Origin of the sequence: Ammonifex thiophilus, assembly GCF_003368535.1 — a bacterium.
Classification (GTDB): Bacteria; Bacillota; Desulfotomaculia; order Desulfotomaculales; family Ammonificaceae; genus Ammonifex; species Ammonifex thiophilus.
Window position 1 is genome coordinate 1 of record NZ_QSLN01000006.1, and the last position, 22,612, is coordinate 22,612.

Below are 22,612 nucleotides of genomic sequence, written 5' to 3' on the forward strand. Positions count from 1 at the left end.
ACAAGCCCGCTCGACTTGCATGTGTTAGGCACGCCGCCAGCGTTCGTCCTGAGCCAGGATCAAACCCTCCGTTAAAAGCTTAAACGCTTCCTAACAGAAGGCCGATCCTAACCCCCTGCTTCCTCTCCTCAACCACCACTATCCAGTTTTCAAAGATCGGTCGCTCACCACACGCAACGCCTATCTTAGCATCTGCCCGGGTTCCCTGTCAAGGACCTCTTGCACGATCCTTCTCGGTGCCGCCGGGCAATTTTATATATAGCACGGGCCCGGTATCCCTGTCAACGAAGGGGAGGCTCAGGTTAAACCTCCGTTAAAGAGCGCCAGCCGGTGAAAGAATGGCTTCTTAGCGCTTCTCCTCCACAGGAATAGAAATTACGCCGCCTCCTGTGAGCAGGGTATGGGGGACGTTGCCCACGACGATGCCCTCGACTAGAGGAACGTCAGCCGCTACCTGAATATCGCGCTGTTGCAGGGGCACCACCACCCGAACCTGAGCGTCCAGATGCAGCAAGAGCCGGTGGCGAGTCTGGTTAATCCCAGCCGTTTCCAATTGGTCCAACACCTGCACCTTCACCGTGCCCACCGGCAGGATGCGCACTTCTATCCGGGGTCCGTAACTGGCCAGGAGCTGGCTCCCTAACACTTGCCCTAAGGGGATATAGAAGGTCTCTTCTTGCAGCTGAGCCAAAGCTTCCTCCACCGTAACCGCCAGGTCGGCAGCCAAGGCCGAAACGCGCACGGCATCCGCCTGCACCAGAGCCACCCGGCCGCTGTTATCCTTGTGTACGGTGACGAAATCCTGATACTTGAGGTTCTCCGCCGCGATCTTTTCGCGGATGGCCCGGTTCACCCGCTCCACCGCCGTCTGGGTCGCCTTGGCCTCGGCTAGAGCGGCGATGGTGGGGAAAAGGTTGCGCTCCAGTGAAGAAAAGATAACCACCCCTGCCCCCACCAGGAGCAGGAAAAGGGCCATCCACGACCAGTAACGGGGCCTCCTCCCCGGAAACAAAAGCCGCCACCCTCAAGCCACGATCCTTTCATAAAAGTCTATTCAGACCAGGCGCACAAAGCGCCGCTTTCCAGCTCTTAGCACCATGCCCGGCCGGGGCACAACGGGAACCTGCGGGTCGGTTATTCTCTCTTCGTCCACCCGCACTCCGCCCTGGCTTATAAGGCGCCGGGCTTCACTTAAGCTCGATACCAATCCGCTCAAGAAGAGAAGCCGAAAGAGGGGGATGGGCTTCCCTTCCCTCAGCTCCGGAGGAAGAGGAAATTCGGGAATTCCGCTAGGTAGCTCACGACGCTGAAAGACCCGAACGAACTCTTCCTCCGCCTTGACCGCGGCCTCTTCCGAGTGGAAGCGCTTGACCACCGTACGGGCCAGGAGCATCTTGGCATCGCGCGGATTAAGTTTCCCCTCCCTCATCTCCCGCTCTATACGGTCGATCTCCTCCTCAGGAACATCGGTCACCAAGCGCAGGTAGCGGGTGATGAGCTTGTCCGGCAAGGACATGAGCTTGCCGTACATCTCCTCCGGCGGTTCGGTGATTCCCACGTAGTTCCCCAGACTCTTAGACATCTTCTGTACTCCGTCCAGCCCTTCCAGTATGGGAGTCATAACGGCTACCTGTGGTTCCTGCCCGTAAGCTTCCTGCAGAGTGCGTCCCATGAGCAAGTTGAAGCGCTGATCCGTTCCCCCCAGCTCCACATCGGCCCGCAGGACCACCGAGTCGTAACCCTGCATTAGGGGATAGAAGAACTCGTGGATGGAGATGGGAAGGCCCGCTCGGAAGCGTTTGTTGAAATCCTCTCGCTCCAGCATCCGAGCCACCGTGTAGTGCGCCGCCAACTTGATAACCTCGGCGAAGGTAAGGGGTGCCAGCCAGGCGCTGTTGAAAACGATCTCCGTCTTCTCCGGGTCCAGTACTTTGAAAATCTGCTCCTTGTAGGTGCGTGCATTGGCCAGCACTTCTTCTTCGCTCAGTTGCTTGCGCGTCTCCAACTTGCCGGTGGGGTCGCCAATGCGGGCCGTGAAATCGCCCAAGACGATTATGGCCCGGTGCCCTAGTTCCTGGAAGTGGCGCAGCTTCTGTAACACCACCGTATGCCCAAGGTGTATGTCGGGAGCGGTAGGATCAAGCCCCAGCTTGACGTTGAGCGGTACCCCGGTGGCTAAGGAGCGCTCGAGTTTGCGCACGAGCTCTTCCTCTGTGATGATTTCCGCCACTCCACGCTTGATCAGTTTCAACTGCTCGGCTACGCTCTTCAATCTCCTTCCCCCTTAGGTCGACTGCGCTTAATCCCGCTTATGGTATAATTTAAGCCAAATAAGCGCGCGGAGAAAAGGTTATAGAAGGATAGCATGTCGCGACGCCGCAAGAAAAGATTAAGCTTTTTCCGCCTGTTTCTCCTGCTCGTTTCTCTGCTCGGGCTTTTCCTGATGGCCGGTGGGGCAGGAGCGTTCCTTTATAGTCTTAGGGATCTACCCTCTTTCGACCCCCGAAAGCTCAGCGGCAGCTCCTCCACCCTCCTTTACGACAGCCAAGGAAAGCTCATAGCCGAAGTGGGAACGCAGTACCGGGTACCGGTCAAGCTGGGAGAGGTGCCCCTAGAGGTGCAAAACGCCTTTCTGGCCGTGGAAGACGCCCGCTTCTACGAGCACATAGGAATAGACTTCCGGGGCGTCCTGCGGGCGCTCTGGAACAATCTTACCAAGAAGGGGATCTACGAAGGGGGCAGCACGATTACCCAGCAGCTAGCCCGTAACTGCTTCCTCTCCCAGGAAAGAACCTGGAAACGCAAGATTCAGGAGGCCATCTTGGCGCTGGCCATCGAGCGCCACTACCGCAAACAGGAGATTCTGGAGTTTTACCTCAACCACGTCTACTTTGGAGCTGGAGCCTACGGCATCCAGGCGGCCGCCCGCACCTACTTTAACAAAGACGTTTCTCAACTCACCTTGGAGGAAGGCGCTCTTTTGGCCGGTCTGGTCCAAGCTCCCTCCGCTTACTCTCCTTTCGAGAACCCTAAAGCCGCTTTAGATCGCCGCAATGTGGTGCTCGACGCTATGGTGCGCTGGGGATTTCTTGACCCCGTCAAGGCCCAGGCCTTAAAAGAGAAGCCGCTTAAACTCAACCCAGGCTTTAACGGTAGTGGAGCTCCCGGCGCCTACTTCGTGGATTATGTGACGGAACAGTTGGTGGCCAGGTACGGTGCCGACCGGGTTTTCCGGGAAGGTCTGCGCGTCTATACCACCTTAGACTCGCGGATCCAGGAAATAGCCGAGAGGGTGCTCAACGACCCTCAGAACTTCCCCTCTTCGGTGCGCGATGAGCAGGGGGTGCTCCAGCCCCAAGCAGCGGTGGTGATAATCGAGCCGCAAACCGGCTCGATCCTGGCTCTGGTGGGGGGGAGGGGGCAGCCCTCGGTGAGACAGGGCTTTAACCGCGCAGTTCACGCCCGCCGCCAGCCGGGATCTGCTTTCAAGCCCCTCATAGCTTACGCCCCGGCCGTAGAATACCTAGGCTACGCCCCAGCCACCGTCCTCGACGATATACCGGTGCGCTTTGGCTCCTACGAACCGCGCAACTACGACGGTCGTTACCGGGGGCTTATTACCCTGCGCACAGCCCTCACCTACTCGGTGAATACCATAGCAGTGCAGTTGCTCGACAAGGTAGGAATGGAGAAAGCAGCGGAGTTTGTCTCCCGTTTGGGGATAAAGATAGACCCCCGCAGAGAGAGGTTGGGGATCGCCCTGGGAGGATTGGATGAGGGAGTCACCCCGCTACAAATGGCCCAAGCCTATGCCGCTCTGGCCAACCAGGGAAGACTTGCTCCGGCCACCGCCATCCTGCGGGTGGAGACGCGAGCGGGAGCGGTATTGGAAGAGCACCAGGTCCGTCCAGTACAGGTGATGAAGCCCACCACCGCCTACCTGGTCACCGATATGCTGCGCTCGGCAGTGGAAAAGGGAACGGGGCAGAACGCCCGCCTGGGGGGGTGGCCGGTAGCCGGCAAGACGGGGACGACCGATGAGTGCAAAGACGCCTGGTTTTGTGGCTACACACCCCAGCTCGTGGGGGTAGTTTGGATGGGGTACGATCGGCCTCGGGCCATGAAGGGAGAGTATGGCGGTGGCAAGCCGGCCACCATTTGGCGCAAGATCATGGCTGAAGCTTTACGCGATACGCCTCCGCGCGACTTCCCCCGCCCGCCCGGCATTGTGACCGCCACGGTGGACGGGAAGTCGGGACTTTTACCCGGCCCCTTAACCCCGCCGGAAGACCTGGTGACCGACATCTTCGCCGAGGGCACAGTGCCTTCCCAGGTGGATGACACCCGGGTGCTGGTAGAACTATGCGCCGCCACGGGACTTTTAGCCACCGAGCACTGCCCGGAAAAGGTGACCAAGGTCATGATAAAGCGCCCTTACCAGGTACCCTCCTGCGTGGAGGACTACCACCTTCGGGTGCCCACCGCTACCTGCAACCTGCACCAACAGCCGATTACACCTCCGCCGGAGAAAGCACCATCAGATCAAGAGAAAGAAGGGAGCGTGGATCATGCTGGTAGAAAGGATAGACGGCCCCCTCTTCGCCTCCCTTCTGCGCCAGGCTCTGGCCTGGCTGGAAAGGCACCGCGAAGAGATTGACCGCCTCAATGTGTTTCCCGTGCCGGACGGGGACACGGGTTCTAACATGTGCGCCACCCTGGCGGCGGCCGTGGCCGCCATAGGCCAGCCTCCTCCTTCGGCCATCGGCGAGGTGGCCGGCCGGGCGGCCGAGGGAGCGCTTCTGGGAGCGCGAGGCAATTCCGGGGTGATCCTCTCCCAGGTGATGAGAGGATTTGCTCAAGCCCTGGCAGGAAAGGAGACAGCCACAGTGGGGGACATAGCCCAAGCCCTGGACTTGGGTGCCCGCCTGGCTTACCAGGCAGTGGACCGGCCGGCCGAGGGAACGATTCTCACCGTAGTGCGGGAAGCGGCCAGGGAAGCCGAAGAAGTGGCCCAGAGGAGCCGCAACCTCCTGCGCCTGCTGGTGGGGAGTTTAAGAGTTGCCGCCGCCACCGTGGCCGAGACCCCAAAACTCTTGCCTCTGCTTCGGGAGGCCGGCGTAGTCGACGCTGGCGGTCGGGGCTTTGCCGCCATTTTAGAGGGAATGCGGCGGGGAGTAGAAGCTCCCTCCTCCCCCATCCCTTCGCCGGAGCGGAAATTTCCTAGCCTTGCCGGCAGCCACCTGTCTTCCACCTACTGCACCGAGTTCGTCCTGCGAGGGGAAAAGCTTGATGCCGAAGAACTGAAGCGAGCTTTAGCTCCCCTGGGCGAATCGCTTCTGGTGGTGGGCGATCAACGGCTGCTCAAGGTGCACATTCATACCGATCACCCGGGGCTGGTGCTAGAAGAGGCCCTCAGGCGAGGGAGCCTTCACGACATCAAAATAGACAACATGCGCCAGCAGGTGGGTGAGCGTGCCCGAACGGGAGTAGTGGCGGTGGTGCAGGGAGAGGGTTTCGCCACCCTCTTCCGCCAGTTGGGAGCAACGCTAGTCGAAGGAGGAGCCACCATGAACCCCAGCGCTGAGGATTTGGTCAAGGCGATTTTGGCCGTCGAGGCAGAAAGCATCCTCCTTCTTCCCAACCACCCCAACATCGTCCTAACCGCCGAATTGGCCAGAGAACTGGTCGATCGGGAAGTGAGGGTTATCCCCACTACCAGCCAGCCCCAGGGGCTGCGCGCCCTCCTGGCCTTCGACCAAAACAAAGACCTGGGGGACAATTACCGGAACATGGAGGAAGCCGCCAGCAGAGTGACCACCGCCTGTATTACCCGAGCAGTGCGCAGCACCCGCCTGGAAGGGAAGGAGATTCGGGAAGGGGACTTCTTGGCCCTGGAGCAGGACAGGCTCCTGGCGGTCGGGCCGGAGCTGGAAGGAGTGGTGCTGAAGACAGTAACGCTTCTAGCCGAGGGCCGGGAAATCCTTACCCTCTTCTGGGGAAAGGAGCTATGCCGCGAAGAAGCGGAGGTTCTGGCCTCTCGCCTGGCCGCCACCTTCCCCCAGTTGGAGATAGAAGTCCAGTATGGCGGCCAACCCTATTATCCTTTGCTCTTGCTTTTCGAATGAGGTGAGCTAGATGGGACAGGTAGCCGTGGTGACCGACAGTACGGCCGATCTGCCGGAGGAACTGATCCGAGAGTTAGAGATAACCGTGGTTCCTTTAAGGATAATCTTCGGTGAAGAAGTTTACCGCGACCGGGAGGAGATCGCTCTAGAGGATTTTTACCGGCGGCTATTGGCAGGAGAGATGGCCCGTACCTCCCAGCCCCCTCCCGCGGATTTCGCCTCCGTGTACCGAACCCTCTCCCTAGCCGGCAAGAGCATCGTCTCCATTCACATCTCCGGAGGGCTAAGCGGCACCGTGCGCTCCGCCCAAGCCGCCTGCCAACTGGTACCCGAAGCCAAGGTGACGGTCGTCGATTCGCGCCTGGTAGCCCGGGCACTGGGGATAGGGGTGGAGACGGCCGCCCGTCTGGCTCGGGAAGGAAGGCCGCACGAGGAAGTGGCCCGGCTGGCAGAAGAGTGCCTGACGCAGACCCGCGCCTTTTTCTCCGTTTCCTCCCTCGATTACTTGCAGCGGGGCGGGCGCATAGGTAAAGCCCAAGCCTTGGTAGGCACTCTGCTCAATATAAAGCCCCTCCTCACCTTCGAAGAGGGGATCATTTGCCCCCACGAGAAAGTCAGGGGGAGAAAGGCGCTCCTGCGGCGGATGGCCGAAGCCGCCTGCGCAGCCGCCGCCGGGAAGCCGGTTCTCTGCCAACTGCTTCACGCCGCCGACCCTGAACCCATCCCTGAGCTCCGCTCCCTGCTGAAAGGAAGCCTCCCGGCGGGAAGCCGAATAGTCGAGGGGCGGGTGGGGGCAGTGGTGGCCGCCCACGCCGGCCCCAGTGTTTTCGGCGTAGTGGTTACTCCTTTAAGCCTCGTGCGCCTCGATAGCTAGGGACACCAGCCGGTCAAGGGCACAATGAGCCGCCACCACCTCCTTGGCCAAGGAAATGGCCCTCTCGTCGCCCGGCCGAATGACACGGCTCACCTCGGCCAGGCGGTTGATCACCGTGTAGGTGTCGTGGTGGACCAGGATGACTGGCACCCCCTTTTCCGCCGCCCGCACGATTACCTTCATGTCGGGGTAGATGCCGCCGGTTAAGATGAGCGCCGCTATATCCGTTTCCAGAGCAGCCAGGGCGATCTCCGTCCGGTCTCCGCCGGTGATCACCACCTTGTTGGCCGAGCGCCGGAAGTAGGCCAGAGCGCTCTCCAGAGTCATGGCCCCCACCAGCACATCCTCTACCACGTTGCCCAGCTTATCCTCCCCGGTTAAGATCTCTCCCCCCAGAACCTCGTAGAACTCGGCCACCGTGGGAGCGCTCAGCTCCACCTGATGGGGGATAACCCCCAGGGTCTCCAGTCCCCTATCGGCTAAAATTTCCCGGTAAAGGCCGTCCGCCTTGGCCAGGAGGACGCGGGGAACGTCGTTGAAGATCACGCCGGCCACCTTTACCCCCATTTCCCGAGCGCAGCCAGCTAGGAAGAGCGCTTCGTCCAGACTGCGGTCGCTCACCGGGCGCAGGACGTAAACCAGGGTAGCCTTCCACTCCCTAGCCAGGGAAAAGGCGTCTAGTCCCAGAGCCGCCATGGCCCAGGGGCGTGCCGCCCCGTCAATGAGCAGGGCTTCCGCCCCGTCTGAAACCTTGGCGTAGGCCGCCTCCACCAGCCGACGGCAAGCCTGGTGGTCGCGGTAGGTAGAGAGATAATAATTTCCCAGCGTGAGAGGAGCCAGTTCCTCAGGAGAAAAAGGAAGGGCCAAAACCGCCTGCATCAGGGAGGCATCCCGGTCTCCCCCCGTTCCCGCCGCGCCTGGAGGGTTACCTACCGGCTTGAAGTAGCGCACTGCCACTCCCCGGTCGCGCAAATGCAAGGCTAAACCCAAGGCCACCGCCGTCTTGCCGCTTCCGGCCGCTCCCACAAAGTAAAGCTTACCCACTTCACTTCACCTCTCAACCGATGGTTATTTTGACGTCCACCGCCACCGCGCCCTCAGGGTAGGCGAAGACGGGATTGATGTCCAGCTCTACGATTTCGGGAAAGTCGGTGACCAAGCGGGCCACCCTCCCCACCACATCCACCACCGCTTTCAAGTCGCAGGGCTTCTCCCCGCGGAACCCCCGAAGGAGATCGTAAGCTTTGGTTTCCCGGATCATAGCCTCTACCTCCCGCAGTCCCAGCCCCCAGGAGAGGCGGAAGGCCACGTCCTTGAGAAGATTGACGTAGATTCCACCCAGTCCGAAGGCGAGGAGCGGGCCGAACTGTAAGTCGCGCGTCATGCCCACGATGAGCTCCACCCCTTTGGGGTACATCTTCTGCACCTCTACTCCGTAAAGGTTGGCCCGCGGAAAGTGCCGCGTCGCACTCTCCATAACGTCCCAGAAAGCTTGCCGGATTTCCTCGGGAGTTTTAAGGCCCATGCGCACGCCGCCGATATCAGTTTTGTGCAAGATGTCGGGTGAGGCTACCTTGAGCACCACCGGGTAACCGTACTCCGCCGCTATGGTTACGGCCTCCGCCGCCCGCTGGGCCAGCTTGATAGGCGCTACCGGAATACCGTAGGCGGAAGCCACCGCTGCCCCTTCGCTCGAAAGAAGCGCGCGCCGCCGCTCCTGTCGCGCTCGCTCCAGAATGCGCCTTACCTCCCCAGGGCGGACATCAGGGTAAGCAGGCACCTCTTCTTTGGGCGGGCGCGCCTGGATGGCGCCGTAGCGCACCAATCCTGCCAGAGCTCCCACCGCCAACTCCGGGAAGGTGAAGCAGGGAATGCCCGCCCGGTTCAACACCTCCACCCCACCGGCCATGGTCTCTCCCCCCATGAACACTCCCAACATGGGTTTATGGGGGAAACGGGCGTGGAGTTCTGCCATCACCTTGGCCACGCCCTCGGGGTCGGAAACCGCCGTGGGGCAGGTGAGAACCAGCACCCCGTCCACGTTCTCGTCCGCCAGCACCTTCTCTATGGCCACCTGGAAGCGATCGACCCGGGCGTCCCCCAGCACATCCACCGGGTTGAAGATGCTGGCTTCCCGAGGAAGTCGGCTCCTGAGTTCCTCCGCCGTTTCACGGCTGAAGCGAGCCATCTCCAGGCCCTGCCGCTCCACACTGTCCGCCGTCACTATGCCCGGACCGCCAGCGTTGGTGACCACCGCCACCCTCCTGCCCCGGGGGACGGGTTGGCGAGCGAAGACTACCGCCAGGTCGAAAAGCTCCCGCATGGTGGTGACCCGAATGACCCCTGCCTGCCGGAAGGCGGCGTCGTAAGCTATGTTGGAGCCCGCCAGAGCGCCGGTGTGGGAGGAAGCCGCCTTGGCTCCCGCCTCGCTCACACCCGACTTCAAGACCACCACCGGTTTCTCCCGGGTGACCCTCTCCGCCACCTCCAAAAAACGCTGTCCCTCCCGTATATCCTCCAGGTAACAGAGGATCACCTTGGTGTGGGGGTCTCTGGCCGCCGCCTCGATGAGGTCGGTCTCGTCGAGGTCAGCCTTGTTTCCCATGCTCACGAACTGAGAAAACCCGATCCCCTCCCGCACGCTCCAGTCCAAAATGGCCACCAGCATGGCGCCGCTCTGGGAAATGAAGGCTATCTCTCCTCGATGCGGAAAGCCGGCGGCGAAAGAAGCGTTAAGGGGTGTGTGGGTGTCCATCACTCCAACGCAGTTAGGGCCCAAGAGGCGCATGCCGTACTGCCGGCATATGGCTACCAGCTCCTTTTCCCTTTCCAAGCCCTCCTTACCCGTCTCTTTAAAGCCGGCGGAGATCACCACCAGGGCTTTAACTCCAGCCTCGCCGCAGTCGCGCGCCACCTCCAGAACCGAAGGAGCGGGTACCGCCACCACCGCCAAGTCGACCGCTCCCTTACCCAAGGCCGAAACCGCCGGGAAAGCCTTCAGCCCCTCTATTTCCCCGGCACGCGGATTGATGGGGTAAAGCTTACCCCGATAGCCTGAAGCTATAATGTTGCGTAGGATAATGTTTCCTATTTTGGATCGATCTTGAGAAGCGCCCACCACTGCCACGCTCTGCGGGCGAAAAAGGGCTTCCAGCATGCCTCCGCGTTCCCCCCTCTGTCTTATCCCCGAACCACCGAAGCTTTCTTTACCGTTCCCCTTTTTTCCTGCTTCAAACAGAAGAAAGGTCCGGAAGCTTTTCCTTCCGGACCCCTCTCCCTAGTTTTTTACAGTGGCGAAAACGTGGTTACCTATCCGCACCGTGACCGGCAGAGTGCGTATCCACCGGTCCGTAGCCGTGCGCGGGTTGTAGAAGAAGAGGGCCCCGCCGGTAGGATCTCGACCTCTAAGGGCTTCGCGGGCGGCCGCGTAGGCCTCTTCGTCAGGCTCCAGGTTAATGGAGCCGTCGGCTACCGGCGTAAACTCATAAAGCCCGTTGGTGCGCTGAAAGATTACTTCCGGTATGGTTTTGGGGAAAGCGGGGTGGCGTAGGCGGTTCAGCACCACCGCTCCCACCGCCACCTTCCCTAGGAACTCTTCCCCCCGCGCCTCGGCATGGATGATCCGCGCCAAAAGCTCCAAGTCGCGGGAGGAAATGACTTTAAGCCCCCTGCTTTCGGGGATGCGCAGCACCTCGCCGGGGAAAATGATCGGCGAGTCGAGATCGTTTTCCTCCATCAGCTCCTCCACCGTAACCCCGTAAGCCTGGCTTATGCGCCACAGGGTGTCTCCTGCCGCCACCGTGTAGATTTCCTTCGCGGCCGCTTTGCCCGCGCCGGCCAGAATAGCAGTCGTCAACACGAGCAAAAGCCCTAGCCACGTTCGCCGCATGTCAAACCCCCTTTCTCAAGGGAAGATTTTAACCAACGAACGTGGCTCTTTATTCAAGGCTTCTGTTAAACGGTGCTAGAACCTGCGGTCGGCTTCCTTCTCCTGGCGCAGGAGTATGCGGATGTCGTGCTCCACCAGCAAGCGATAAGGGCGGCAGAGAGCTATGAGTCTGGAAATGGTGCGCTCCCCCAAAGATTCTCCCAGATCTTCGAGCCGAACATTAGTGGTGACCACCACCGGCAGACGATGGTTAAGTCGATAATCGAGCAGGGAGTAAATCTTCTGCCGCGCCCACTCACTGTAGATGAAGGCCCCCAAGTCGTCCAAGATCAAGAGGGGAACGGTTTTGGCGGTAAGGAGAATTTCCTGCTCCGAAAAGGCGCCTTCCTCGTCATAGCTGGCTCTTATCTCATCCAGAAAATCGGGTACCACCAGAAAAAGGACTTCCCTCCCAGCGTCCAGCACCGCGTTGGCTATGCAGCAGGCCAGGAAAGTTTTTCCTGAGCCTACGGCCCCGGTGAAGATCAGCCCTTCCTCCGCCTTCCCGGAGAGAAAATCGCGAACAAAGGCTTTGGCCGCCTCCACCGCCCGCCGAGCCGATTCGTAGTAGGTTATCCCCTTCTCTTCGTCCCGGAGGTAAGGGGAGTAAAAGCGGAAGTCGAAGCGGTCGAAAGTATACTTCCGCATCTGAGGGGTGAGCTTAGAGAGGGCTAAGATGCGCGCCTTTATCTTGCGCCGCCGGCAGGTGGGGCAGAGATACGCTTTGTCCCCCCGGACTATGAGCCCTCGCCCTCCACACTGACTGCACTCCATCTTTCCGCCACCGACCTCTTAGGAAAGGTAAAGGGACTTGATAAGAGCTCTTTTCTTGTCCCGATTACCCTCGGTCTCCTTTTCCGCCTTCTTCTTGCGCCGCTGCCTCCCTGCCTCGAACTGCCGGTCGTACTCCTCCACCTCGGCCAGAGTTTTTAAGTTGTTCTTGCGCCACTCGGAGAGGATGCTCCCGATGTATTTAAAGTTGCGCTTTCCCATGAGCACGGCCCGACGCAGGGCTTCCCGCACCAACTCCGGCGGCATCTCCTGCCGCCACTTCAAGATCTGCTCCGCCTCCAGAGGGCTCAGTGGCCGCCCAAACTCCTGCTCGAAAAGGGAATAGAGCTGGCCGAACTCGGCGTCGAAAAGCCCCCCTCTTTCCTCCTTCCCCTCCTGCTTTATGGCCTCCAGTTCGCTGGAGCGGCTTAAGGCCCATATTTCTGCCAGCTTTTCAAAAAAGGGCTGGAAGTCAAACCCTACCATTTTCTGCCCCTCAACGTAATACTCGGCTAGGCCTAGTATTTTTTTCTCCTGCAGGCGCTCAAGCTCAGAAGCTATCTCTTCTACCCCGGCCGTGAGGTACTCGGCCAAGTCCTCTGGCCTTACATGAAGCTTTCCTTCTTCTAACCGGAGGCACAGGAGCTGGAGCACGATCATCATGCCCAGGTCGGAAAGGCCTATTCGCTTGTAGGCGCGGAGCAAAAGGCTGGGTACAAAAAGACCGTGCCCCGCCAGAAGGTCGGCGCCGAAAGCGCTCAGCAAATCTCCTTCCCGGTAAACCTTGATCGGACGACTCCGCTTGCCCGCCAAGTCCCTCACCTCCCGACCTACCTTAAAATTTCTCCTCGCCCCGGCCCAAACCTTTATGGAAATCAAGGCTTTATTTGCACTGGTAAACCACAAACAACCAAATATGCCATATCGGCCGCCTGAGCCAGCATCTGGTTGATACTGCCCAGAAGGTCGCGGTAAACCCTTCCCGAAGCGCTGGTAGGAACCAAGCCCATCCCCACTTCGCTGGTGACCACCACCGTCCGCCCCTCCCGCTGCCGCAAAGCCGCTACCAGCTCCCTCGCCTGCTCCTCTATCTCCTTCGCCTCCCGCCCAGCCACTAAAAGATTGGAAACCCATATTCCCAGGCAGTCCAGAAGCAAAGCCCGGTCGGAAGGCACTTGTTCCAGAACCCGGAGCAACTCCTCCGGCTCCTCCAGGGTACGCCAATGGCGGGGGCGCCGGGAGCGGTGGGCCTTAATACGCTCCTCCATCTCGGCGTCGGTAATCACGGCGGTGGCCAGGTACAGGACCTCCGGCTCCTCACGCAAAAGGCTTTCGGCGAAGCGGCTCTTCCCGCTGCGCGCCCCTCCCGTCACCAAGATGAAATGGTTAAGCCCCGCTTTAACCCGAGGGAAGAGAGAGTCTTCCTTGTGTCCCAGGGGGTGAAGCTCCCTCCGGTAGCCGCTTACCATCACTTCAGGACACCCCTCCAAAAAGCGCAATATCTGGTCTAGCACGAGTTCCAGCCGCCACTCCTCTCCACCCACCGTGGCTATGGCCAAAACAGCCCGTTGCCAGGAGTTCTGTCCGTCTACCTCCGCCACCGCCACGTTAAAGCGCTGGCGCAGCTTCTCCACCACCCGCCGCAGGCGTTGCCGCCTCTCCTTCAAGGAGGAAGCGGCGGGAAGGAAAAGCTCTACTACCAACACGCCGCTCTGCATGCCTTTCGCCTCCGCACGTTGACACTTAACCTTAAGCTTCGGTAAGCTCAATAAAAAATTCCGGGGGGACGAACCCTTGGTAGAAATCCTGGCGTGGATCCTGGCCGGACTTTTCTTTCTGGCCGGCATAGTGGGAATAATCCTGCCGGTGCTTCCGGGAGTGCCCCTCGTCTTCGTGGGAATTTTGCTTTACGGGCTACTCACCGGCTTCAAAGGCTTCACCTGGGCCTTCGTCTTGGGTCAAGTAGCTGCCGTGGCCCTTTCTTTCCTCATAGACTATTTGGCCACCGCTTGGGGAGTGAGCCGCCAGGGAGGATCCCGCCTGGCCTTATGGGGCGGCATGCTGGGTCTCCTTTTCGGGATCCTGCTCCTGGGGCCGTGGGGAGTGATCCTCGGCCCCTTCCTAGGCTCTTTCCTGGCTGAGCTTCTGGCCTCCCGCTTCGACCTTTACCGCGCCCTGAAAGTGGGCTGGGGTAGCCTCTTGGGGTTCCTGGGAGGCACATTTATCAAGCTCCTCCTAGCCTTCACCATGATAGGGTGGTTCCTATGGGTTACACTACACCCCTAGCCAGAGAAGAGCGGGCGATGAGAGCCGCCCCCAAAGCCCCTACTATCTGCGGCTCCGGTGGCACCACCACCTCCACTCCCAGCCTGCGGGAAAGAGCCTGCACCACGCTTCGGTTCTTGGCTACGCCTCCCGTCATGGTAACCGTGGGCTGGGGCTTGCCCAGACGGTGCACCATAGCCGCCACCCGCTCGGCGATGGCCTCGCAAAGACCCAAGGCGATCTCCTCCCGAGGCGCTCCCTGCCCGATGAGCGACACCACTTCCGACTCGGCAAAGACGGTGCACATGCTGCTTATGGTAGCCGCCCGTCGGGCTCTGGAAGCCAGCTCCGAAAACCCTTCCAGGTCGGTCTCCAAAGCTCGGGCCATGACTTCTAGAAAACGTCCCGTGCCTGCCGCACATTTGTCGTTCATCACGAAGTCCTCCACCACCCCGCCGGGGCCAACCTTTATCACCTTGGAGTCCTGCCCCCCGATGTCGATCACCAGCCGGGTGTCGGGCACGAGGTAAACCGCCCCCCGGGCATGACAGGTGATCTCCGTCACCTGCCGGTGGGCAAAGGGCACATTTATCCGGCCGTAGCCGGTGGCCACCACGTAGCCAATCTCTTCCCGGCTTATATTTCCGGCCCGCAGGGCCTCCTCCAGGGCCCGCTCGGCCGCCCGCCGGCTGTTCGCCCCCGTAGCCAGGATGCTGTAGCTAAGAATCTTCTCCCCGTCCAAAATAACCGCCTCAGACGAAAGAGAACCCACATCTATCCCTGCTACCAGCATACTACCCTAACCTCCTAACATTTCCAGAAAAGCCTCCAACCGCGTGAGCGCCTGCCCCTTCCCGACAGCGCCGCCGTCCACGCAGTCTCCCTCCAAGACCAAGAAGGGTATGCCCCAGCGGGAAAAGCATTCCCGTAAAATCTCCACCGCCCCCGAGCTCTGCCGGCAACCCCAGTGGGCAAAACAGACCACCCCATCGCAGGCTTGCCCTTCCAGCAACCGCCGCAGGGTGGCCGCCCGCCGGGTGGCGGGGCCGTGGGCGAAGTGGCTTAGAACCTTGCGTGCCAGGCTCTTGTAGGGCAGGGACGGATCGAGCTCTGGCCAGTAGACGTGGGTCATCTCCTCGCTGGCCAGCGTCGCCCCCCTCTGGGCCAGGCACGCCATGAGGGAGGGGTCGTGGTAGGGCTTGAGGTGAAGCCAGAGTAGACGCACCCTCCCTGGCGAAGAAGGGAGCCTTTCCAGTTCCTCCGCCAGAAGTTCCAGCATGCGAGCTGCCTCGCCGCTTCCCTGCCCCACAAAGGTGAGGTAGACCAGGTTGTTGAGGAAAAAGTCGGGCGGCAAGGGAAAGCTCTTCCCCTTGCGGCAAGACTCTATCCGCAGCAGGGCCTGACGAAAGCGCTCTGAAGCCTCAAGCGCTTCAGCCAGCGCCTCCTCCTCCGGTCTCCTCCCACCCAACTCGGCCAGCTGCCTGTATAGGCGCTCCAGCTGCCGGCCAACGTATGCCAACGCCTCCGGGCTTTCCTCCTGGGGTACGTCCAGAAGAAAGAAGGGGACGCGGAGTCGCCGCGCCAAATTGGCGAAGAGCTGGGGTGCACCGTCGCAGAGGTGGGTGGAAGCGCAAAAGGCATCTGGCTTAGGAAAAAGACCCAACTCCAGCGCCCCCGCCGCGCAGCGGTGAAAGGAGCAGGTGTCCCTTCCGTACCAGGCACCCTCGGCCTCCCGCAGGCAGGAAGGGGCCAACCCCAGGCTGGAAGCCAAAGCCGCCGCCACCTCCGGCGAGAAAACCACATAGCCCAAAGCCCGGACGATCTCGGTGGGGAAAAAGGCGCTGGTGAAAACCACCGGATTGCTCCCCGGACGGAAAGCCCGCTCCGTCTCCTCCAAAGCGAAAAGGGTGAGCTTTTGCTGGAAGCGTAGCGGGAAAGAGCTGCGCCTCGCCAAGGTTTTGAGCACCCGGTAGGTCAAGGGGTTGGTAAGGGCGTGGCGTTTAAGCCCTTCCGCCACTCGGGCTTTGAGATGCTCGTAAAAGTTCATAAGCTTTCCCGCCTCGCCGCCAGCATTTCCACGAAGGCCGCCAGCCGGACTCGAACCTGCTCCCCCGGCTCACCGTATTCCGTTTCCACCCAGAGGAGGGGTATTCCTTCTTTTTCCGCCCACCGCCGTACCGCTGCCAACTCGTAAAGGGCGTGATCGCAGAACTTCACCGTATGGTAGACGATGCCCTCTACCCGGAAATCTCTTATCAGCTCCTGTAGGTACTTAAACCTGCGCGCGCGATCCCCCACCATCCGGGGGCAGGGAGGACGCCGCAGGTAGAGACGAGCCAGAGTAAGGAAAGGGTCCTCCGCCTCCCCGACTTCCGGGAAGTATAGATCCCGGTAGGCGCCGCAGCAATCCTCCACGGCGAGACACCCCCCGCACTCCTCCACCAACTGTAGAAGGCGCGGTGGGGGAGGGCTGCCGGTTAAAGCCAAACGAGGAAAACCGGAGCGAGCGGGTGTCAAATCTTTCCCTTCCCCACGCAGATAAAGGTAGCGGGAAAAGCCGGAGACCGGCTCCCGGAAAAGCCGGATCTTCTCCCGGCGCTCCCTCACCCCCACCCGCAGCTCCTCTTTCAACCTCTCCTCGTCCATTCTACCCCCCCTGACAGCCGCCAGCTCTTCCGCCAGACGCCTAAGCACCGCCGCAAAGAACTCTTCGGCTTCTGAAGCACCCAGGCGCGGTAAAGGGAGGAAAAAGAGATTTTTCAAGCCCTCGAGCTGCAAGGCGGCATAGAGATGGATGAGGGCATGGCAGGAACCAGCCACCACCAGCACCTCCGGCCTTTCCTCCCCCGAAGCCTGGGCCAGGCAGGCCCGGGAGTAGCCGCAGAGATTGGCCGCCAGGTGAGGCAAAGCGCTCCCCCGGGGGTCGACACCCCATAAACGACGCTCCCCAAAGCCCAGGGCCCGGAAAAGCTCCCTGGGGGTGTAGCTACAAACCCAGCTCACCGTGGTCATCTTTCGGCCTCCGCTGCTTCCAGAGATCGGCGAGGCTCACGTTCTGCAAAGCGGTGCGGAAGCGCTCCCGGAAGTAGGGGTAGCGCTGGGCGATGAACTCGACTATCTCCTTCATGGCCGCTCGCTGCGTCTTGCCCGCGTAGGGGCAAAGGGGTGGCAGCACCGGCAGGCCCTCTCTGGCCACGAAATGAGCCAGCGCCGATTCGGGGACATAGCTGAAGGGGCGGATGAGGTGAATCCCCATCCGCTCCAGGAAAACGGCCGGGCGGAAGGTGCGCAGGTATCCCGCGTGCACCAGATTCAAAAAGAAGGTCTCGATCACGTCGTCCAAATGATGCCCCAGCGCTACCCGCCGGCACCCTAGAGAAACCGCCTTGCCGTAAAGCAGGCCCGACCGCAACTTGGCGCAAAGAGAGCAGGGGTTGTTTTCTCCCTTGGCCGCGATTATCCGGGCTATAGGATGCCTTACCAGATAAAAAGGAATATCAAAGCTACTGCAGAAGTCGGCCAGAGGGCCAACATCCACCTCCCTCCAGCCGGGGTCGACCATGACGGCTACCATGGAGAAGGAGAGATGGGAGTAATCGCGCAGGTGAGCCAGGATGCGCAGCAGCGCCACGCTGTCCTTGCCCCCTGACACCCCAACGGCTATTTTGTCTCCCGGCACGATCATCTCGTAGTCTTCGATGGCCCGCTTGACGTAGCGTAAAAACCTGGGCTCCTTCATGTCCCCATTATGCCTCGCCTCTTGAGCCGAAATCAACCGTTCCTCGTTCTACCAAAAAAGAGGAAAAGAGAAGCTTTAAGACGAAAGGATAAAGGGAAAACTACGGAGGAAAATTCCGAGGGGGAGGGTGAGGGTTACATGTATAAGCTCAAGAAAAGCGTAGGGAGGGAGGAGCTCGTAGGCTTCCTGGTAGACCTCACCGCCCAGGTACGGGCAGGGCAGCTTAAGCTGGGGAACACTACCGTTAGCCTTCCCGGCGGAGCTCTACTGGAGGTTAAGCTGGAAGAGGAAAACGGCAGTAAAAAGCTAGAGGTCGAGATAGAATGGTTTGTAGAAGAGGGAGTCCGTGAGGAGGGGAAGTGACTTATGGCTATTAAAGTGGGAATCAACGGCTTCGGGCGGATAGGGCGGGCCTTCTTCCGCGCCGTCTACCGGCACCCGGCCATAGAAGTGGTGGCCGTCAACGACCTCACCGATGCAGCGACCCTGGCGCACCTTTTGAAGTACGACTCGGTGCACGGGCGCTTCCCCGGCCGGGTGGAGGCGAAGGAGCACGCCTTCGAAGTGGACGGGCGGCCGGTGCGGGTCTTCGCCGAAAAAGACCCGGCGCACATTCCCTGGCGGGAAGTAGGAGCCGAGTTTATTGTGGAGGCCACCGGTCGCTTCACCAAAGCAGAGGACGCGCGCCGGCACCTGGAGGCTGGAGCTCGCAAGGTGATCATCACCGCCCCTGCCAAGGGGGAGGACGTTACCATCGTCATGGGCGTTAACGAAGACTGGTACGATCCGGAGAAGCACCACATCGTCTCCTGCGCCTCCTGCACCACTAACTGCCTGGCGCCCATGGTGAAGGTGCTGCACGAGAACCTGCGGATAGTGCGAGGAGCGCTCACTACCGTTCACTCCTACACCAACGACCAGAACCTCTTGGACCTTCCCCACCGGGATCTGCGTCGGGCGCGGGCGGCTGCCCTTTCTATCGTCCCCACCACCACTGGTGCCGCCAAGCTGGTGACTGTGGTCTTTCCCGAGCTCAAGGGAAAGATCACCGGCATAGCCGTGCGCGTGCCCACGCCTAACGTCTCCTTAACCGACCTGGTGGTAGAGGTGAGCCGCCCCACCACGGTAGAAGAGGTCAACGAGCTTTTCCGCCGGGCTAGCGTGGGGGCTATGCGGGGAATCATCGAGTATTGCGAGGAGCCCTTGGTCTCCCGCGACTTCAACGGCAACCCCCACTCCTGCATCTTCGATGCCCTCTCCACCATGGTGATCGACGAGGTGCTGGTAAAAGTACTGGGCTGGTACGACAACGAGTGGGGCTACTCCTGCCGGGTGGCCGACCTGCTCCTCTTCATGGCGACCAAGGAAAACCTGGTCACCGCTCCTAGGATTCCAATGCACGTCTAGCTTCGAAAGTTAAGCCTAAGAGTAGTTACTTCCGTAACAATGCCCTAAAACGGGCAAAAAGGGCTATTTTCGCGGGTTGACAGCTTTTAAGAGAACCCTATAAACTTCGTGGTAGAAGCATTGGCTTCGCTTTCTTTTTGCGGGTGAACGTTCTTGTAATCACAAGCAGTTTTAAAGGAGGGAGATACGCCGGGCAAGCAAAGGGAAAGAGAGGGAAAAACCGCCCTTTTGCCTTAAAGGGAATCGTTCTTCTTCCGTCCTCAAAGCCGAAGGAACCGTCAGAACCAGGCGCTGCACTTTTGGAACTCCGGAAGGCAATCCTAAGTAAGCATTCTCAAAATCTTAGGAGGTGGCAAAATGGCAGGACTGTACTTTAACAGGCCCATGCCTCATGGAGGAAAGCTCGTTGAGCGGGTTATTACCGACAGAACCATCGCCAAGAAGTATCTTGCTGCCTGCACGAAGTACTGCGCCTTTTACGACATCAAGCCGACCCTCCACTATAAGAGGGGAGTCCCGGTCAGGAACGTCTATCGCGAGATAATGTCCGTCTGCTATGGATTCTTCAGCCCAGTTGAGGGTTCCATGACTAGTGCGGAGCTGGAAAGCGTTCTTTCCAAGAGGAGACTTCTTTCCGGATGGGTCTTCCCCTACCCCATTCTCTTCGACATTTCGAGGGAAGACTATAAAAAGCTTGGAGTAAGCGAAGGAGATAGGCTCATCCTCAGGCTTAAAGGGAAGCCCTTTGCCATGCTCGACATCGAAGAGATTTACGAGATCGATCCGGAAGAGCTGGCAAACAGGACCTTCGGCTCCCCCGAAACCAACCCCGAGGTGGTCCGCGAGAAATTTGATGATAAGCACCCCGGTTGGGTCATCTATAGGTCTCACCAGCCCATCATTCTCGCAGGGAAATACACCATCATCAACGAGCCCATTTTCAAGCCGCCCTTCGATAGGTTCTGGCTCCCGCCGAGAAAATGCAGGGAAGTCATGGAGAAGAGGGGCTGGCGGACGGCCATTGCCCACCAGACCAGAAACGTTCCCCACGTAGGGCACGAGCACCTTATGAAGAACGCGGCCTACACCGGTGACGTCGAGCCCTGCCATGGGATTCTGGTGAACGCCATAATCGGCGTTAAGAGAAGGGGCGATTATCCCGACGAGGCCATCCTGGAAGCTCACGAGGCGGTAAATAAGTACGGGTACATTAAACCCGAGAGGCATATGGTAACCTTTACTCTGTGGGACATGAGATATGGTAACCCCTTGGAGAGCTTGCTCCACGGCATAATTCGCCAGAACATGGGCTGCACTCACCACATGTTTGGAAGAGACCACGCCGCAGTAGGTGAGTACTACGACTCTTACGCTACCCAGATCCTCTGGTTGAAGGGGATCCCCAGCTACGGCTTCGATAAGCCCGTGAACGAGGTCGAGGGAGGATTGCTGATCAGGCCCCAGAACATGAGAGAGTTCTGGTACTGCCCTGTCTGCAAGGAGATGGCTTACAGCGAGAACTGCAACCACACCAAAGAAAAGGAGAAGCTCTCGGGTTCCCTGATCAGAGGGCTCGTGGCAGAAGGAGTCCAGCCGCCTGTCGTCATCATGAGGCCCGAGGTCTTCAAGGTAGTCGTGAAGTGGTGGAAGAAGTTCAACTATCCCTTCGTCAACGAAAGGTACGTCCAGCGGAAAGAGGAAGAGCTCGAAGTGGACCTTCCCGATCTGGACTAACCAAATTCCTGAAAAAGGGAGGTTAAAAACATGGAATACACTGTTGAGGTTTTCCTCGACGATTACAGACTAGAGAAGATCAAGGGGTCCGCGGTCGAGAGCAAGATCGAAACCGCTTTCGGAGGAGAGCTCAAGCTTCTCAAAGTAAAAGTTGGAGAAGAGGTCAAGAACGACCTTCTAAAGGCCTTCGAAACCGCCCGTATCGACTCTCGCGCCTGCATAACCGACACGCCCGTAGCCTTCAAGAGGGCCCTCTTCGAGGAAATTGCAAAGCAGAAAAGCCTTGGCGAAGAGGTAGTAAAAGCGGTGCTGGCGAGGATCGATGAAATTAAGGAACTGGCTGCCAAAGAGTCCGATTTCCTGCCCGCTCCCGAGATAGAAACAGAGTAGTGCTCTTAAAGCCCAGAATAAGTCCAAGCGCCGGGGATCTTTCCCCGGCGCTTAATTTCTTCACAAGGGCCATTTGCGCTGCCACTCCTCCGGGCTTTCCGGCCAGCCACCCGGCGGTTTGGTATCGAGACGGATTCGCCCCTTAGAAGAGACCACGAGGAAACGGTAGTCTTTGCCGCTGCGCAGGACCACCGTACCCGCGTCGAAGGTGGTGCTTCGCCCTGCAAAGCGCACGTAGCGGTAATCGCCCTGTCGGCGGAAGGAGGTGGCGTGGATAACCACCGATTGCGGGAGTTCCTTCTCCCGCCAGGGCTCGCTTTCTCCCTCCCGCCATATCCCGTAAAAGTGCGCTTTTCCCTTCCGGTAAAAGCGCACCTCCCAGGTTTCCCCAGTGCTTAAAGCCTGCTCCTGGGCCAGTCTCACCTCCTGCAGGAGCTCCACGGAACTGGTCTGGAGCACCTGGTGAGACAAGCACCGCCGCCAAGAGAGAAACAGGCCGCTCACCAGGATGGCGGATATAGCTAGAACCACCACCAGCTCCAGCAGGCTGAAACCGCCTTCGCGCCTCTTTAAAACCCTAGCAGCGAAGCATACCACTGCCAGATCCCTCTCCCCCAGAAAAGGGCGACTAAGAATCCCAAGGAGAGAAAGGGGCCGAAGGGAATATGGTCTTTGCGCCCCTTGCGACGCGTGAGAAGGAGAATTATGCCCCAGACGCCGGCTATGAGGCAGCCAAGGAAAGTCCCTAAAAACGCCAGCGGCCAGCCCAGGAAAAGGCCGGAAACCGCTGCCAGCTTGATGTCTCCTCCTCCCATCCCGCCTCGGCTCACTAGCGCCAGGAAAAAAAGAAAGCCCCCGGAGCTCAAAGCGCCGACCAGGGCCGAGGAAAGGCTCACATCCCGAGCCCAGATCCCCAGAGGCACACCTATCAAAAAGGCGGTCAGCACCAGCCGGTTGGGGATAATGTAGTACTCCACGTCGATGAAAGAGGCGGCCAGCAGGCACGAAAGCAGAAAGTAGTACTTGAGCCCTTCGGGGCCTAAGCCGAAGCGGGCCGCCACCGCCAGGGCCAGGCAGCCGCTCAAGAGCTCCACCAGGGGGTAGCGCCAGGAGATAGGAACGGAGCAGTAGCGGCAGCGCCCCCGCAGGAGCAAAAAGCTCAAGACCGGTACCAGATCGTACCAGCGTAAAGTTTCCCCGCAGGAAGGGCAGCGCGACCTTCCCAGCGCCACACCTTCCCCCCGAGGCAGGCGGTAGATCACCACGTTGAGGAAGCTTCCCACCACCAGGCCCAGGGCGAAAGCCCCCACAAGAAAAAGCTCTTTTACCACCCTACGACCCCTCTTTCAGCCGGCGCAGGAATTCCGAGCACCCCGTCG

General features: G+C 59.8%; 22 protein-coding genes and 1 rRNA gene. 8 read left to right on the forward strand and 15 right to left on the reverse strand.

Annotated elements, in window-relative coordinates:
• The 3 genes from DXX99_RS05610 to tyrS form a co-directional block, all read right to left on the reverse strand.
• Nucleotides 1–75 (reverse strand): 16S ribosomal RNA (locus DXX99_RS05610); the annotation flags it as partial.
• A 271-nt stretch (nt 76–346) separates the two neighbouring features.
• Nucleotides 347–1,012, reverse strand: coding sequence for a sporulation protein YunB (yunB, locus tag DXX99_RS05615; RefSeq protein ID WP_115792527.1), 666 nt, complete (start codon nt 1,010–1,012; stop codon nt 347–349).
• Between the two features lie 42 nt (nt 1,013–1,054).
• Nucleotides 1,055–2,272, reverse strand: a complete 1,218-nt coding sequence (gene tyrS / locus DXX99_RS05620) for a tyrosine--tRNA ligase (RefSeq protein WP_115792528.1) — start codon at nt 2,270–2,272, stop codon at nt 1,055–1,057.
• Nucleotides 2,273–2,365: 93 nt separating this feature from the next.
• Between tyrS and DXX99_RS05625 the strand changes: the two genes are divergently transcribed.
• The 3 genes from DXX99_RS05625 to DXX99_RS05635 are packed head-to-tail and all read left to right on the forward strand — an operon-like array spanning nt 2,366 to nt 6,999.
• Nucleotides 2,366–4,657: a transglycosylase domain-containing protein gene (locus tag DXX99_RS05625; protein WP_115792529.1), complete on the forward strand. Its 2,292-nt coding sequence runs from the start codon at nt 2,366–2,368 to the stop codon at nt 4,655–4,657.
• Complete coding sequence (locus DXX99_RS05630; RefSeq protein ID WP_115792601.1) at nt 4,569–6,125, forward strand: DAK2 domain-containing protein; 1,557 nt, start codon at nt 4,569–4,571, stop codon at nt 6,123–6,125. Before DXX99_RS05625 ends, DXX99_RS05630 begins: the two co-directional genes overlap by 89 nt.
• 10 nt (nt 6,126–6,135) lie before the next feature.
• Nucleotides 6,136–6,999, forward strand: a complete 864-nt coding sequence (locus DXX99_RS05635; RefSeq protein ID WP_115792530.1) for a DegV family protein — start codon at nt 6,136–6,138, stop codon at nt 6,997–6,999.
• Here the strand turns inward: DXX99_RS05635 and DXX99_RS05640 are convergent.
• From DXX99_RS05640 to cobU, 6 genes are all read right to left on the reverse strand, one after another.
• Nucleotides 6,973–8,043: a phosphotransacetylase family protein gene (locus DXX99_RS05640; RefSeq protein ID WP_115792531.1), complete on the reverse strand. Its 1,071-nt coding sequence runs from the start codon at nt 8,041–8,043 to the stop codon at nt 6,973–6,975. The genes DXX99_RS05635 and DXX99_RS05640 overlap by 27 nt on opposite strands.
• Nucleotides 8,044–8,056: 13 nt before the next feature.
• Nucleotides 8,057–10,156 (reverse strand): acetate--CoA ligase alpha subunit, encoded by a 2,100-nt coding sequence (gene acs / locus DXX99_RS05645; RefSeq protein WP_115792532.1) that lies wholly within the window; start codon nt 10,154–10,156, stop codon nt 8,057–8,059.
• Nucleotides 10,157–10,276: 120 nt separating this feature from the next.
• The gene (locus tag DXX99_RS05650; protein ID WP_115792533.1) at nt 10,277–10,888 is read right to left on the reverse strand and encodes a cell wall hydrolase; all 612 of its coding nucleotides are present in this window, start codon (nt 10,886–10,888) and stop codon (nt 10,277–10,279) included.
• A 75-nt stretch (nt 10,889–10,963) separates the two neighbouring features.
• The gene (locus DXX99_RS05655) at nt 10,964–11,701 is read right to left on the reverse strand and encodes an ATP-binding protein (RefSeq protein ID WP_115792534.1); all 738 of its coding nucleotides are present in this window, start codon (nt 11,699–11,701) and stop codon (nt 10,964–10,966) included.
• An 18-nt stretch (nt 11,702–11,719) separates the two neighbouring features.
• Nucleotides 11,720–12,511 (reverse strand): DnaD domain-containing protein, encoded by a 792-nt coding sequence (locus DXX99_RS05660; protein WP_115792535.1) that lies wholly within the window; start codon nt 12,509–12,511, stop codon nt 11,720–11,722.
• 62 nt (nt 12,512–12,573) lie between these two features.
• Nucleotides 12,574–13,416, reverse strand: coding sequence for a bifunctional adenosylcobinamide kinase/adenosylcobinamide-phosphate guanylyltransferase (cobU, locus tag DXX99_RS05665; protein WP_165847728.1), 843 nt, complete (start codon nt 13,414–13,416; stop codon nt 12,574–12,576).
• A gap of 76 nt (nt 13,417–13,492) precedes the next feature.
• Between cobU and DXX99_RS05670 the strand changes: the two genes are divergently transcribed.
• Nucleotides 13,493–13,984: a DUF456 domain-containing protein gene (locus DXX99_RS05670; protein WP_115792536.1), complete on the forward strand. Its 492-nt coding sequence runs from the start codon at nt 13,493–13,495 to the stop codon at nt 13,982–13,984.
• Here DXX99_RS05670 and DXX99_RS05675 read toward each other — a convergent pair.
• From DXX99_RS05675 to DXX99_RS05690, 4 genes are read right to left on the reverse strand one after another with little or no spacing between them, the layout of a single operon-like run.
• A complete protein-coding gene (locus tag DXX99_RS05675; protein WP_115792537.1) occupies nt 13,968–14,756 on the reverse strand; it encodes an acyl-CoA dehydratase activase in 789 nt (262 codons plus the stop codon). The genes DXX99_RS05670 and DXX99_RS05675 overlap by 17 nt on opposite strands.
• 6 nt (nt 14,757–14,762) lie before the next feature.
• Entirely contained in the window at nt 14,763–16,010 is a 1,248-nt protein-coding gene (locus DXX99_RS05680) for a 2-hydroxyacyl-CoA dehydratase subunit D (protein WP_115792538.1), read from the reverse strand.
• Nucleotides 16,007–16,975, reverse strand: coding sequence for a 2-hydroxyacyl-CoA dehydratase subunit D (locus DXX99_RS05685; RefSeq protein ID WP_115792539.1), 969 nt, complete (start codon nt 16,973–16,975; stop codon nt 16,007–16,009). The genes DXX99_RS05680 and DXX99_RS05685 overlap by 4 nt, the downstream gene beginning before the upstream one ends.
• Nucleotides 16,950–17,702, reverse strand: a complete 753-nt coding sequence (locus DXX99_RS05690) for a tRNA lysidine(34) synthetase (protein ID WP_115792540.1) — start codon at nt 17,700–17,702, stop codon at nt 16,950–16,952. Before DXX99_RS05690 ends, DXX99_RS05685 begins: the two co-directional genes overlap by 26 nt.
• Nucleotides 17,703–17,840: 138 nt before the next feature.
• Between DXX99_RS05690 and DXX99_RS11490 the strand changes: the two genes are divergently transcribed.
• The 4 genes from DXX99_RS11490 (at nt 17,841) to DXX99_RS05710 (ending at nt 21,233) form a co-directional block, all read left to right on the forward strand.
• Nucleotides 17,841–18,065 carry an amphi-Trp domain-containing protein gene (locus DXX99_RS11490; RefSeq protein WP_165847729.1) on the forward strand — a complete coding sequence of 75 codons (225 nt, stop codon included), beginning with the start codon at nt 17,841–17,843 and terminating at the stop codon, nt 18,063–18,065.
• 3 nt (nt 18,066–18,068) lie between these two features.
• Nucleotides 18,069–19,109 carry a type I glyceraldehyde-3-phosphate dehydrogenase gene (gene gap, locus DXX99_RS05700; RefSeq protein ID WP_115792542.1) on the forward strand — a complete coding sequence of 347 codons (1,041 nt, stop codon included), beginning with the start codon at nt 18,069–18,071 and terminating at the stop codon, nt 19,107–19,109.
• A 357-nt stretch (nt 19,110–19,466) separates the two neighbouring features.
• On the forward strand, nt 19,467–20,843 hold the full coding sequence (sat, locus tag DXX99_RS05705; RefSeq protein ID WP_115792543.1) for a sulfate adenylyltransferase: 1,377 nt from the start codon (nt 19,467–19,469) through the stop codon (nt 20,841–20,843).
• Nucleotides 20,844–20,873: 30 nt separating this feature from the next.
• Nucleotides 20,874–21,233: a DUF6955 family protein gene (locus DXX99_RS05710; RefSeq protein ID WP_115792544.1), complete on the forward strand. Its 360-nt coding sequence runs from the start codon at nt 20,874–20,876 to the stop codon at nt 21,231–21,233.
• Between the two features lie 60 nt (nt 21,234–21,293).
• Here the strand turns inward: DXX99_RS05710 and DXX99_RS05715 are convergent, their stop codons facing one another.
• Both DXX99_RS05715 and DXX99_RS05720 read right to left on the reverse strand, forming a co-directional pair.
• A complete protein-coding gene (locus tag DXX99_RS05715; RefSeq protein WP_165847730.1) occupies nt 21,294–21,830 on the reverse strand; it encodes a type II secretion system protein in 537 nt (178 codons plus the stop codon).
• Nucleotides 21,803–22,564, reverse strand: a complete 762-nt coding sequence (locus DXX99_RS05720) for a prepilin peptidase (RefSeq protein WP_115792545.1) — start codon at nt 22,562–22,564, stop codon at nt 21,803–21,805. The genes DXX99_RS05715 and DXX99_RS05720 overlap by 28 nt, the downstream gene beginning before the upstream one ends.
• Nucleotides 22,565–22,612 lie beyond the last annotated feature (48 nt).

Bases quoted from the DNA above. Each gene is read 5' to 3' on its own strand.
- acs (WP_115792532.1), bottom strand. From the start codon at position 10,156: ATGCTGGAAGCCCTTTTTCGCCCGCAGAGCGTGGCAGTGGTGGGCGCT.
- DXX99_RS05630 (WP_115792601.1), top strand. From the start codon at position 4,569: ATGCTGGTAGAAAGGATAGACGGCCCCCTCTTCGCCTCCCTTCTGCGC.
- DXX99_RS05650 (WP_115792533.1), bottom strand. From the start codon at position 10,888: ATGCGGCGAACGTGGCTAGGGCTTTTGCTCGTGTTGACGACTGCTATT.
- DXX99_RS05625 (WP_115792529.1), top strand. From the start codon at position 2,366: ATGTCGCGACGCCGCAAGAAAAGATTAAGCTTTTTCCGCCTGTTTCTC.
- DXX99_RS05655 (WP_115792534.1), bottom strand. From the start codon at position 11,701: ATGGAGTGCAGTCAGTGTGGAGGGCGAGGGCTCATAGTCCGGGGGGAC.
- gap (WP_115792542.1), top strand. From the start codon at position 18,069: ATGGCTATTAAAGTGGGAATCAACGGCTTCGGGCGGATAGGGCGGGCC.
- cobU (WP_165847728.1), bottom strand. From the start codon at position 13,416: ATGCAGAGCGGCGTGTTGGTAGTAGAGCTTTTCCTTCCCGCCGCTTCC.
- DXX99_RS05675 (WP_115792537.1), bottom strand. From the start codon at position 14,756: ATGCTGGTAGCAGGGATAGATGTGGGTTCTCTTTCGTCTGAGGCGGTT.
- DXX99_RS11490 (WP_165847729.1), top strand. From the start codon at position 17,841: ATGTATAAGCTCAAGAAAAGCGTAGGGAGGGAGGAGCTCGTAGGCTTC.
- DXX99_RS05680 (WP_115792538.1), bottom strand. From the start codon at position 16,010: ATGAACTTTTACGAGCATCTCAAAGCCCGAGTGGCGGAAGGGCTTAAA.
- DXX99_RS05690 (WP_115792540.1), bottom strand. From the start codon at position 17,702: ATGAAGGAGCCCAGGTTTTTACGCTACGTCAAGCGGGCCATCGAAGAC.
- sat (WP_115792543.1), top strand. From the start codon at position 19,467: ATGGCAGGACTGTACTTTAACAGGCCCATGCCTCATGGAGGAAAGCTC.
- DXX99_RS05710 (WP_115792544.1), top strand. From the start codon at position 20,874: ATGGAATACACTGTTGAGGTTTTCCTCGACGATTACAGACTAGAGAAG.
- DXX99_RS05635 (WP_115792530.1), top strand. From the start codon at position 6,136: ATGGGACAGGTAGCCGTGGTGACCGACAGTACGGCCGATCTGCCGGAG.
- DXX99_RS05685 (WP_115792539.1), bottom strand. From the start codon at position 16,975: ATGACCACGGTGAGCTGGGTTTGTAGCTACACCCCCAGGGAGCTTTTC.